We start from the raw sequence: 12,242 nt of genomic DNA on the forward strand, positions 1-12,242 counted from the left end.
ACCCCCTCCTTTTCAAAGGAGGGGAGCCGAGATAGTCCACTTGCTATAATCCTGCACCTTCAGATTTCCTTCTATTCACCGCCTTGCGCCTACTAACTACTAACTACTAACTACTAACTACTAACTACTGAAGAAAATCTTCCGATTTTCTTCGATTTACCGCTGCGCGAAAAGGCGATAATCACGCGGGGTCATGCCGAAGCTTTGGCTAAAGGCACGGAAGAAGGTGCGGTAAGAGGAGAAGCCGGCATCGAGAGCAATGGCTTCGAGGGTGAGGTCGGGTTGGCTGTCGAGCAGCTCGGTGGCGTATTGCAGACGCAGTCGGGTGATATAGGCCGAGAGGGTCTCCTGACTGCCGGAATGGATGGCGTCGGCGATATATTTCTCGTTCGTGCCCAGGCGTTCGGCCAGGACGCGGCGGTCGAGATTCGGGTCGGTGAAGAGTTTCTCGCGTTTCATCAACAGGCTCAACTCGCGGTAGAGATTCATCTCGCGGGTGAGTTCTTCCTTCGGCCGGGCGATCAATGTGTTCTCGTTGACGATACGGCATTGGTTGCGTGCCTGGATCTGCTGGTAGAGCGCGCGGTTCTTCGCCCGCAGGCGGCGGGAATAAAGGATCCAGATCGTCAGGGCGATCAGTAATAAAGCGCAGCCCACCAGGGCAAAGTAGAAGTAAGAACGGGTGCGCTCTTTCTCGAGGATATGCCGGTCGACCTCGTACCGGGTACGTACCTCGTCGAGCTGTTTGTTGAAATCCATATTACGGAGGGAGTCACTCTGGTGGAGTACCTCACGCATCAGATCGAAAGACTCTTCGCCGCGATTCATTCGGGAAAGGAGGCGGGCCCTATCCGTCATCCGGAAGGTATGGTATGCGTTTATTTCCCCATCGGCATATTGATCCATTCTTTCCGACATCTCAAGGGCTTTGTCGTATTGACCGCGCGCCTCATAGATATGCAGGCGAAACTGACAGACATTGTTCTCGATATGCGGTATGTCTCCGATGTTTTCTAAGGAATCACAATAGAGTTCCGCTTTATCGTATTGCTCGGTAAGCACATAGTATCTGGCGTAGGTGATCAACAGGTTGATGGCATTCGGGTTATTGGCAGGCATCTGTTTATATTCCAACGCGCGTTTATTGGCTTTTTCGTACCCCAGCAGTTCTTTTTGCGCCTCATCGAACCGGTTAAGCGATAGAAGGTCCTGGCATAGAAAGAAGTAGATCGTCGGCAGATTCAAATGTACCGGTTCGATCTTCTCCAACAGCCCGATGGCTTGCCGGTAATGATCGATTGATTCCTCATACCTTTCCATCTCGGAATAGATATCGCCGATGGTGGCTATGGCGATACCCATGCCATCGGATTGATTGGCCTCTTTGGCTTGCTCATACAGTTCCTGCGCGATCGCGAGGGCTTCATCGACCTTGCCGCTACCTTTCTTGGCGGTGATGTAGCTTTCGTACATCCGGTAGAGCAAGGTCCATTGTTCATTTTTATAGGCGAAGTCGATATATTCCGGTGCCCTTTGTATGACTTCATCGAACATCGCCCTGTTACGGAATAAGATCAGTATGTTCCCTTTCACCAGGGTCTGGAAGCGTATGTTCTGCTGTCGTTTGGCTTCCATTTCGAATGCGTCGTACAACTCTATCAAGGCATTGATCTCTTCGGGAGTGCTAACCGTGGTAAAGTCGATATTGGTCATCGTCAGATAGGCATTGAGTTTTTCCTCTCCTTCGAGTGTGGGGATGACCTGATGCAGGGAATCACGCTTCTCCTGGGCTGTCTGTTGTGCCGAAAGGGTAGAGGAGGTGATGGTTAGAACTAAGATTACAAGGGATTTAGAGAATAAGCGAAGTAGTAAAGTTGTTTCCATTGTTTATTGTATTATTATTTGGTAGAACAAATAACGGAAGAATTCCTGAGACAGCCGTTACGGGAATTCGAAAAACTTGGTGTATGCCAACTTTTTCTCTACCTTTGCTCCCCGAAATTATTAAACATAGAGAGCGATATGTTGACACTCAAAGTTATCACAGATAATCCCGAAGAAGTTATTCGTCGATTGGCAAAAAAGCATTTTGACGCAAGAGAAGTAATAGCTAAAGTTATTGAATTGGATAAGGTCAGACGCAGTGCCCAGACAGAGCTGGATGCGAATCAGGCGGAGCTGAACCGGCTGTCGAAATCTATTGGCCAACTGATGAAAGAAGGCCGTAAGGAAGAGGCGGAAGCGGCGCGCAACCAGGTGGCTATCATGAAGGAGACCAATAAGGCACTGGATGATACGAAGACGTCAGCAGAAAGTGTCGTGCAAAACCTCTTGTTTCAGATTCCTAACCTGCCGCACGACTCGGTGCCCGAAGGCCGGGTAGCGGAAGATAATGTGATCGAGAAAACCGGAGGTGTCGTTCCTGAATTAGGACCGGATGCGCTGCCGCATTGGGATCTGGCAAAGAAATATGATCTGATTGATTTTGAACTGGGTGTGAAGATCACCGGTGCCGGTTTCCCGGTCTACAAAGGAATGGGCGCGCGCTTGCAACGGGCGTTGATCAATTTCTTCCTGGACAATGCGCGCGAAGCGGGATATCTGGAAGTACAACCGCCTTATGTTGTCAATGAAGATTCTGGATACGGAACGGGTCAGTTGCCCGATAAGGAAGGACAGATGTATCATGCTACGGCGGATAATCTGTATCTGATCCCGACGGCAGAGGTGCCGGTGACGAATATCTACCGCGATGTGATCTTGAACGAGGCAGATCTGCCGGTGAAGAATACGGCTTATTCCGCCTGTTTCCGCCGCGAAGCCGGTTCATACGGGAAAGATGTGCGCGGGCTGAATCGCTTGCATCAGTTTGATAAGGTAGAGATTGTGCGGATCGACAAACCGGAACATTCCTATGAGTCACTCCGCGAGATGGTGGACTATGTGCAGTCCCTGGTCGAAAAGTTGGAGCTGCCCTGGCGTATCCTTCGGCTTTGTGGCGGGGATATCAGTTTTACCTCGGCATTGACGTTCGACTTCGAAGTCTATTCCGTTGCCCAGGAACGCTGGTTGGAAGTGAGCTCGGTCTCTAATTTTGAGAGCTACCAGGCGAACCGTCTGAAATGCCGCTATCGCGATGAAAATAAGAAGACGCAGCTTTGTCATACGTTGAATGGCAGCGCGTTGGCCCTGCCCCGCATCGTGGCTGCCTTGTTGGAAAACAATCAGACACCCGAAGGCATCCGTATACCGAAAGCGCTCGTGCCTTATACCGGATTTGATCTGATCAAATAAATACGCATGAATGTAATATACAAATTAGGCCTTGTCTTCGTTTTGGCCTTCCTGTTGGGGAGCTGCCAGGGGCAGATGGAACTGCCGGCGGATGCTACGGTGATCCCTGTCGAAGGAAATACGTATGTGACCGCGGGCAAAGAGGGCGCGAAGATCTCCCGCCGGGGGAATATCGACTCCTGGACACAAGCCGAGGCGGTGGTGTCGACCTGGTTTAAGGTGAGCCAGCCGGGAGAACTGAAGCTGTTTATGAAGACGGAGCCGGTAGAGACAGCTGCTGTATTGGAAGCTACCGTGCAGGGGAAGGTTTATACTGTCAACGTGAAACCCGCGGATCAGCCGATCTATCCGGTTGCGACCGTGCAAATCACCGAGCCGGGATATATCCGTATCGACTTGAAAGGAGTAAAAAAGGAAACTGTCAACTTCCCTTTGGTCACCGAATACCTGATTGCCGGAGAGGCGGCTACGGAACCTTTATATTTCGTGCGCGACTTCGAGACCTATTGGGGGTTGCGCGGACCATCGGTGCACATGGGTTATGCTTTGCCCGAGACGGATGTGGAATATTTCTATAACGAGATCGTGGTGCCCGAAGGGGAAGACCATATCGGTAGCTATTTTATGACGAATGGCTTCGGGGAAGGCTATTGCGGTCTGCAGGTCAATAGCGAGAAAGAACGGCGGATCCTCTTTTCCGTCTGGAGCCCTTTCTCAACGGACAACCCGAAAGAGATACCGGAAGACCAACGTATCAAAACCCTGGCGCAGGGCGAAGGCGTACATATCGGAGAGTTCGGTAATGAAGGATCGGGCGGACAGAGCTACCTGATCTATCCCTGGAAAGCGGGAGAGACGTATAAGGTGATCACGCAGGTGCGTCCGGACGGGAAAGGCAATACGGCCTATTATGCCTGGTTCTACGCCGCCGAAGAGAACCAATGGCGACTGATTGCCGGCTTCCTTCGTCCACAAACGGATACCTGGTACACCCGGGCACATTCTTTCCTCGAGAATTTTATTCCGGCACAAGGATACCTGGAACGCAAGGTATTATTTAAGAACCAATGGGCACGCACTGCCAAAGGAGATTGGGTGGAACTGATCGAAGGGGTATTTACGCACGACGCGACCGCCCGTGCCGGCGTGCGCATGGACTATGCCGGAGGCGTTGAAGCCGACGCCGGCGCTTTCTTCCTGAAGAATGGAGGTTTCTTCAATGACTATACGGAATATAAAAGTCTCTTTACCCGCCGACCGTTAGGTGTACGGCCTGAACTTAATTTGGAGGAATTATAATTCTCCTAGTCTCTGCTCGATAAGTATTTCATAAACTGGGCCCGTTCATAAGTGGACGGGTCTTTTATGTTGGCGTAGTTCAATGTGCCTTTGAACTGGGCAATGGATTGGAAGTTCGCATGCTGCATCCATTCTTCCAGTCCGGTCAGTAATTGCGGAATGATCTCGGGACCATGTGTGTATAAAGCACTGCATAGCTGTACGGCGGAAGCTCCGGCCAGAATACATTTCACTACATCTTCCCATTCCTGTACGCCGGTGGATGAAGCCAGGCAGATACCGGGGATCATGCCTGAAACGATAGCTGTCCAGCGCAACGTATCGCTGATATCCGAATGGTTGCTGAACACATTGCCCGACACAATCTGACGGGAGTTAATATCAATATCCGGCTGGTAGAAGCGGTTGAACAGGACGATAGCATCCGCACCATTCACTTTCAGGGTATTTGCCATCGCCGGGATATTGTTGAAGAACTTACCCATCTTAACTATTACCGGGATATGAACGGTTTCTTTGACCTGGCGGATGATGTCTACATAGAGATCGCGCGTGCGCTCACCCGTTTCATTCAATGCCGTCTCCAACTGAAAGATATTCAACTCCAACGCATCCGCGCCTGCTATCTCGATCTGGCGGGCAAAATCAATCCACGCGTCTGCTTTGTAGCAGTTGATGCTGGCGATCACCGGGATGGAGCAGCGGTCTTTGGTCGCTTTGATCAGATCCAGGTATTGATTGATCTGATTGGCTTTGACATACTGGAAAAGATAATCGACGGCTTCGGGATAGTCTGTTTCCTGAAGGAGGGATTGGCCTTGCATCTCGATCTGCTCTTCAAAAAGTGATTTCAGTACGATAGCGCCGGCGCCGGCTTTCTCGAATTCTTTGTTTCTCTCCGGTTTTATTGTAAGTCCTGAGCTGCCTACAATGATAGGGTTACGGAGCTTTAAACCTGCGTATTGCGTTTGAATGTTTGTCATGTTTTGTCTCGATTTTGTTTGTAAAACAAAGGTATGTAAAAAGTTGACATCAGCCAACTCCTTTTTAGTATTCACGTATCCCGAAAATACGGGTACCCACACGGATCATCGTGCTTCCTTCTTCAATCGCTATCGGATAGTCATGACTCATGCCCATGGATAGCTCATTAAAAGAACAGTCGGCAGGGAAAAAGGTTGATCGTAATTCCCCGAAAAGTTGCTGAAGCGTTTGGAATTCTTTCCGGATCAATGTCGTGTCGTCTGTATCCGTAGCCATACACATCAATCCGGCTATCTGTACGTGCGGATAGGCTTCCCAGCGGAGATCGGTCAATAGCGCTTTGCATTCGGCGGGAGTCATCCCTTGTTTTGTCTCTTCCTGTGCGAGATGTATTTCAAGCAATACACGGATCACCCGCTGGTGTTTCGCCGCCTGTTTCTCCACTTCCTGCAGGAGCTTCAGGGAGTCGATACTATGGATCGTATGAATATAGGCGGCAATATCTTTCACTTTATTGCTTTGCAGGGTGCCGATAAAATGCCATTCGATATCTTCGGGCAATTCCTTTTGTTTGACTTTCAGCTCTTGTGCCCGGCTTTCTCCAAACACCCGATGGCCGGCTTCGTAGGCTTCCCGGATAGCGGAGGAAGGATGAAACTTGGATACTGCAATAAGCGTCACTCCTTGGGGAAGCGACGCTTTGAGTGTCTGGATATTTCGCGTTATATTCATTATGCTTTCTCTTCGGCGATCAGTTCTTCTTCTGATTTAACGGTCGGAATTTTTTCGGCACTGAAAGGAAACACATCCATGATGGCCGTTTCGGCTACCGAGGCGATGACGTAGTCAGCCATCGTTCCTTTCATGCCTTCGTCCAATACATTGATGGCCTCTTTGAGCGTGCTGGCCTGGGCAAGCATCTGCGCAGACGTTTTCTTTTCCGCACCGCTCTTCTCGTCTAACGTGATAAACTGTACTTTGATGCGATAGAAGCGATCGCCTGATTCGTTGAAGAATAATTCGGAAAGACGCGCGCGTTTGATATCCGTCACGACAAACTCCCCGGTGATAAAAGGACGTATCTCTTCGATGATGCGGGCTTCCGCTTCGGTGAACGATAAGGCGTCGACCAGATAGGGTTCGGTCACCTTTTTCTGCATCCCATTCTCCATCATCTTCTCGTAAGATACTTTACATTCAAACCAATTGTGCATATTCGTTACTTTTTATTATGTCTATACTTTGTTGAAAAAAAACGCTAACAAAGATAGTCCCATTTTTTGAGAAAGCGGTTATGCCCGACGGAGTTTCTTACAACTCCTCATCGGCATAAAGGCTCGGAAGATGTACCGGTTGGTACGCGTAAAACGGATTAAACGAAAAAAGGGATAGTCATTCGTCTGTTTTAAGAATAATTTGTACAAAAAAGAGGTAAGTACGTGATTTAGAACTATCTTTGTAAGAGGAACAAAATCTTTAGGTATGAACAAAGAATTGGTACATCATAAGGTATTGGAAGCGATCAAGGCAAAAGAACCCAATAAAACAGCTTTAGCCGCCCGCTTAGTTGATCTGCTTTGCATTGAAAAAGAAGCCGTCTACAGACGATTACGGGGAGAAGTTTCTTTCTCATTTTCGGAAATCGCTTTGATCTCAAACGCGTTAGGCATATCATTGGATAATATAGTCTCTTCTACGCTCTCCACGCAGAGTAAGCCTTTCCAACTGAAACTGATCAATTATTATGATCCGGTTGAGATGGATTTTACGATGATGCAACAGTACCTGGATATTTTGAGAGCAGGTAAAGACGATCCGCATTCGAGGCTTATGGATTGCACGAATGTCTTGCCTCCGATCCTTTACAACGGATATAAAACGATCGAACGGTTTCACCTTTTTAAGAGTATGTATCAGTCGGGAAACACCAATACGATCTACTGCCTGAAAGAAGTGAAATTCAATGAGCGAATGGACAAAATGATCCGGGAGAATATCTGGCTGACCAAACACTTCAAATCATCGTATTATATCTTCGATCCTTTTGTCTTTCAGTATATTGTGAATGATATAAACTATTTTGCCAGTATCGATATGATTGACGAGGAGGATAAACGGCTGTTGAAGGAAGAATTGATAGAGGTTGTGAAAGACCTGGAATTATTAGCCGCAAGTGGTGTTGACCGGGATACCGGAAACAAATTATCCATGTATGTCGGTAGTGTCAATTTCAATTTGAGTTATTGGAGTGTTGATATCAATGATCTCCACATCGCGATGATCAAAGCGTTTGTTTTGAATAACTTCATCTCCCTGGACGAGCAGTCTTACAGTATATTGAGCACAAGAATTTCTTCTTTATTGCGCACCTCAACCATGATCTCCGTTAGTGGAGAGAGGCAACGGAAACTGTTTTTCGACCGGCAGCGGGAAGTTGTCGGAACGTTATAATTCGGACAAAAGAAAAAAGCTACTCCCCGAAAGGAATAGCTTTTTTCTTGTGGGGTGAACAATGGGACTCGAACCCACGACCCTCAGAACCACAATCTGATGTTCTAACCAACTGAACTATGCTCACCATGTTGTCCTCAAAAAAGACTTTTCTTTTTTAGACGGTGCAAAGATAGGGGTAATTTCCGAAAAGGCAAGAGTTTTTCCGGATTATTTGTAGATTTCTTTCTTGCCCGCCAGCAATGTGTTGCGCATCAGTGAGATGATAGTCATCGGACCGACACCACCCGGAACGGGTGTGATAAAGGCACATTTGGGCGCTACTTCGTCGAACTTCACATCGCCGGTCAATTTGAACCCGCTCTTGGTGTTGGCGTTCGGTACGCGGGTAGTCCCTACATCCACAATCACTGCGCCTTCTTTCACCATATCCGCCGTCACAAATTCGGGAACTCCCAGGGCGGCAATGATGATATCGGCCTTTTGGCACATCTCTTTCAGGTTGGTCGAGCGGCTATGGCATACGGTGACTGTGCAATCACCCGGATAGCTTTTCTGCATCATCAACGTAGCCATCGGTTTGCCGACGATATTGCTGCGTCCGAGTACGACACAGTGTTTCCCCCGGGTCTCTATCTCGTAACGTTTCAATAATTCGAGTATGCCGGCCGGTGTGGCGGAAACGAAGCAAGGCAGCCCGATGGACATACGCCCGACATTGATCGGATGGAAGCCATCGACGTCTTTGCGGTAGTCGATTGCCTCGATCACTTTCTGTTCGGAGATATGACGGGGCAACGGCAACTGCACGATAAAACCGTCCACGTCGGCATCGTTGTTCAGTTCATCAACCTTACGCAAGAGTTCCTCTTCCGTCACATCGTCTTCGTAGCGGATCAGAGACGATTTGAAACCGATCTCTTCGCAGGTACGTACTTTGCTGGCTACGTAGGTTTCACTGCCACCGTCGTGTCCCACCAGGATGGCGGCCAGGTGAGGGGTTTTGCCACCGGCGGCTTTGATCTGCGCCACTTCGTCGGCCATCTCCTTTTTCATTTGGGCCGCTACGGCTTTTCCGTCTAAAAGTTTGTAGTCCATAATTATCTTCTTTTCATATTGGGAAGTTTCTTCATACCCGGCTTAGCGGCGGTCATCATGCGCATCATCTTGCGGGTCTCGTCGAACTGTTTGATCAGCTTGTTTACTTCCTGAACCGTCGTGCCGCTTCCTTTGGCGATGCGCTGGCGGCGCGAGCCGTTGAGGATCTCCGGATTGGTGCGTTCGGCCTGGGTCATGGAGTAGATGATCGCTTCAATGTTTTTGAACGCGTTGTCGTCGATATCGATATCTTTCATCGCTTTGCCGACACCCGGGATCATGGAGGCTAACTCTTTGAGGTTACCCATCTTCTTGATTTGCTGGATTTGTCCGATAAAGTCGTTGAAATCGAATTGGTTCTTGGCGATTTTTTTCTGCAGACGTTTGGCTTCTTCTTCGTCGTATTGTTCCTGCGCGCGTTCCACCAATGAAACGATATCACCCATGCCCAGGATACGGTCGGCCATACGGGAGGGATGAAACACATCGATTGCATCCATCTTCTCACCGGTACCGACAAACTTGATCGGTTTGTCCACTACGGTGCGGATCGACAAGGCGGCCCCCCCGCGGGTATCCCCGTCGAGCTTGGTCAGGATCACGCCGTTGAAGTCCAGGCGGTCGTTGAATTCTTTAGCGGTGTTGACAGCGTCCTGTCCGGTCATGGCATCCACCACAAACAGGGTTTCATCCGGCTGGATCGCTTTCTTGATGGCGGCAATCTCCTGCATCATCTGTTCGTCGATGGCCAGGCGACCGGCGGTATCGACAATCACCAGGTCGTTGCCTTTCGTTTTGGCTTCTTTGATCGCGTTCAACGCGATGTCGACCGGGTTCTTATTCTCCGGTTCGGAGTAGACCGGCACACCGATCTGTTCGCCCAGTACGTGCAACTGCTGAATAGCGGCAGGACGATAGACGTCGGCAGCCACCAGTAAAGGCTTCTTTCCTTTTTTGGTCTTCAGCATATTGGCCAGCTTGCCGGTGAAGGTGGTTTTACCCGAACCTTGCAGCCCCGACATTAATATAATGGAAGGATTGCCCTGAAGATTGATCTCGGCCGTTTCGCCACCCATCAACGTGGCCAGCTCGTCGTGCACAATCTTGACCATCAACTGGCTGGGTTTGACCGAAGTCAACACGTTTTGTCCCAGTGCTTTCTCTTTTACCGTATCGGTGAATTGTTTGGCTACCTTATAGTTGACGTCGGCATCCAATAAGGCGCGGCGTACATCCTTCAGTGTTTCCGCTACATTGATCTCGGTGATCTTACCTTCCCCTTTCAACAGCTTAAACGACCTGTCTAACCGTTCGCTTAAATTCTCAAACATATTGTATTGTCTTTATTTGTAATCTGTTATTTTACCAAGCTGCAAAGGTAATTATTTTTTTAGAAACGCAGTAGAATACAAAAAGAATCACCCCGGGAAGTTGGGAAGCCGGTAGCCCTTTGGAAAAGGCCGGCGGCCCTTTGGAAAAGGCTGCCGGCCTTTTGAAAAACTCCGACGGCCTTTTGAAAAACTCCGGCAGCCTTTTCAGGGAAAGAGGTCGCTTTTGTAGCCAAACGGTGAGTGTTAACAAATGCAAACGGCAAACAGTGGTAAACCTATCACCCAAAACAGTTTTTCGTTTTTTTACTTGCATCATACAGGAATTTGAATGTTTTTTGGATTTTCGATTTTGCTATAGGATTGATTTGTAGCTATATAGAAAATCCTGTATGATGCAAGTAAAAAAACGAAAAACTCTGTTCGGAGGCTATTTTTGGGGTATGCCTGTTGACTCAAAGAGCGCTTAGGCTTTTGATGCAACCTCTTTCGTCTTCGTCAGTTTCTTTTTCAGCTTGTCGACTTCTTTTTGTAAGCCTTCTATTTCTATGCCCTGGTTCTTTATGGTTGTCAAAAGGGCATTCAGCTCTTCATTCTCGATGGTCTCGGGGAATTGAGCGTTCACCCGGGTGATAAAGTCGGACAGTACGTTCATATAGTTGTTGAACGCGTCGTACGGATTATCATAAGGGCTGAACCCTCCTTCGGGGTGTCGGGTATTCATATAATAGAAGTGGTCGCTGCTTTGCAGGTAATACCAATCCTGACGGATACGGCGGTCTTCACCCAGACGCACACGCTCGCCGATCTCATTGATCTTGCGGAAGGCTTCTTTCTGCAGGATATTACCCAGCCATGAACCGGCATCTTTCTCTTCGTCGGCCCACGACATGGGGTAGGGAACGCCCAGGCAATCGACCGGTTTCAACAGGTTGAACACTTCGGATGGCGTAGAGAAGGAGATTCCTTTTTCGGCTGCGAAGCGGGGCAATGCCTTGAAGAAATCGAAGATGCCCGACTCGGCCGGATGCAGCGAACCCAGGACTTCGTAATTCATAAACAGGTTGATGATCTGCTCGGATTCCGGCGTTTCGGCGATCCACGACATATATTTATCCGCCGTCAGCGGGTATTCGTTCCAGGTGAAGTCATTGAAGCGGTTCGACAGGTCTTCACTGAAACGGTCGTTCTTCAATAATAACTTCAATTGCGGTTCGATGCAGGAGGCGTAGACGTAGTTCGGGCTTTTCCATCCCAATATATGTTTGGCTCCTTCGGTCAGCATGCCTTTGAATCCTAACTGATAGACCTGATCGGCTATATCATCCGAATAGATCAGTTCGGTATTGCGGAAAACCTTGGGTTTCTGTCCGAACATGGAGTAGATCTTGTCGCTATGCTGTTTGACCTGTGCCTTAAACTCTTCCGGATCGCCCAGCGAGGAGAGGGAGTGGGCGTAAGTCTCGGTCAGGAATTCCACATTGCCGGTGGCCGCCAGCTCCTTGAAGCTGTCGATCACTTCGGGCGCGTAGATCTCCATCTGCTCCAATGCCGTGCCCGAGATGGAGTAGGATACCTTAAACTTTCCGCCACTGCTTTTGATCATCTCCAGTACCGCTTTGTTGGCCGGCAGGTAACAGCGCTCGGCGATGCGGTGTATGATCTCTTCGTTCTGGAAGTCGTCGTAGTAGTAATGATCGTTCCCGATATCAAAAAAGCGATACCTCTTCAGGCGAAAAGGTTGATGTATCTGAAAGTAAAAGCAAATTGTCTTCATATTATTTGTAT

The 12,242-nt window shown here is 48.8% G+C and carries 11 protein-coding genes and 1 tRNA gene; 3 read left to right on the forward strand and 9 right to left on the reverse strand.

The window, feature by feature from the left end; genetic code table 11:
- Nucleotides 1–156: 156 nt before the first annotated feature.
- Nucleotides 157–1,884 (reverse strand): AraC family transcriptional regulator, encoded by a 1,728-nt coding sequence (locus M2133_RS01105; protein ID WP_277464112.1) that lies wholly within the window; start codon nt 1,882–1,884, stop codon nt 157–159.
- 138 nt (nt 1,885–2,022) lie between these two features.
- Here M2133_RS01105 and serS point away from each other — a divergent pair, with 138 nt between their 5' ends.
- Together serS and M2133_RS01115 are read left to right on the forward strand one after the other, a co-directional pair.
- Nucleotides 2,023–3,294, forward strand: a complete 1,272-nt coding sequence (gene serS, locus M2133_RS01110) for a serine--tRNA ligase (RefSeq protein WP_277464113.1) — start codon at nt 2,023–2,025, stop codon at nt 3,292–3,294.
- Nucleotides 3,295–3,300: 6 nt separating this feature from the next.
- The gene (locus M2133_RS01115; RefSeq protein ID WP_277464114.1) at nt 3,301–4,593 is read left to right on the forward strand and encodes a DUF3472 domain-containing protein; all 1,293 of its coding nucleotides are present in this window, start codon (nt 3,301–3,303) and stop codon (nt 4,591–4,593) included.
- Nucleotides 4,594–4,598: 5 nt separating this feature from the next.
- Here M2133_RS01115 and M2133_RS01120 read toward each other — a convergent pair whose 3' ends face one another.
- From M2133_RS01120 to M2133_RS01130, 3 genes are all read right to left on the reverse strand, one after another.
- Nucleotides 4,599–5,576 carry a dihydroorotate dehydrogenase-like protein gene (locus M2133_RS01120; RefSeq protein WP_277464115.1) on the reverse strand — a complete coding sequence of 326 codons (978 nt, stop codon included), beginning with the start codon at nt 5,574–5,576 and terminating at the stop codon, nt 4,599–4,601.
- A 64-nt stretch (nt 5,577–5,640) separates the two neighbouring features.
- Entirely contained in the window at nt 5,641–6,309 is a 669-nt protein-coding gene (locus tag M2133_RS01125; protein ID WP_277464116.1) for a YggS family pyridoxal phosphate-dependent enzyme, read from the reverse strand.
- Complete coding sequence (locus M2133_RS01130; RefSeq protein WP_277464117.1) at nt 6,309–6,791, reverse strand: DUF4494 domain-containing protein; 483 nt, start codon at nt 6,789–6,791, stop codon at nt 6,309–6,311. The genes M2133_RS01125 and M2133_RS01130 overlap by 1 nt, the downstream gene beginning before the upstream one ends.
- Before the next feature lie 268 nt (nt 6,792–7,059).
- Here M2133_RS01130 and M2133_RS01135 point away from each other — a divergent pair, with 268 nt between their 5' ends.
- Entirely contained in the window at nt 7,060–8,028 is a 969-nt protein-coding gene (locus tag M2133_RS01135) for a hypothetical protein (RefSeq protein WP_277464118.1), read from the forward strand.
- Nucleotides 8,029–8,078: 50 nt separating this feature from the next.
- Here the strand turns inward: M2133_RS01135 and M2133_RS01140 are convergent.
- From M2133_RS01140 to M2133_RS01160, 5 genes are all read right to left on the reverse strand, one after another.
- A tRNA-His gene (locus tag M2133_RS01140) sits at nt 8,079–8,155 on the reverse strand.
- An 83-nt stretch (nt 8,156–8,238) separates the two neighbouring features.
- Nucleotides 8,239–9,126 carry a bifunctional methylenetetrahydrofolate dehydrogenase/methenyltetrahydrofolate cyclohydrolase FolD gene (gene folD, locus M2133_RS01145; protein WP_277464119.1) on the reverse strand — a complete coding sequence of 296 codons (888 nt, stop codon included), beginning with the start codon at nt 9,124–9,126 and terminating at the stop codon, nt 8,239–8,241.
- Between the two features lie 2 nt (nt 9,127–9,128).
- The gene (gene ffh / locus M2133_RS01150; protein WP_277464120.1) at nt 9,129–10,457 is read right to left on the reverse strand and encodes a signal recognition particle protein; all 1,329 of its coding nucleotides are present in this window, start codon (nt 10,455–10,457) and stop codon (nt 9,129–9,131) included.
- Nucleotides 10,458–10,488: 31 nt separating this feature from the next.
- On the reverse strand, nt 10,489–10,773 hold the full coding sequence (locus M2133_RS01155) for a hypothetical protein (RefSeq protein ID WP_277464121.1): 285 nt from the start codon (nt 10,771–10,773) through the stop codon (nt 10,489–10,491).
- Between the two features lie 147 nt (nt 10,774–10,920).
- Nucleotides 10,921–12,231: a glycoside hydrolase family 57 protein gene (locus tag M2133_RS01160; RefSeq protein ID WP_277464122.1), complete on the reverse strand. Its 1,311-nt coding sequence runs from the start codon at nt 12,229–12,231 to the stop codon at nt 10,921–10,923.
- Nucleotides 12,232–12,242: the final 11 nt, after the last annotated feature.

The organism is Parabacteroides sp. PF5-6, from assembly GCF_029504695.1.
GTDB lineage: Bacteria > Bacteroidota > Bacteroidia > Bacteroidales > Tannerellaceae > QVMG01.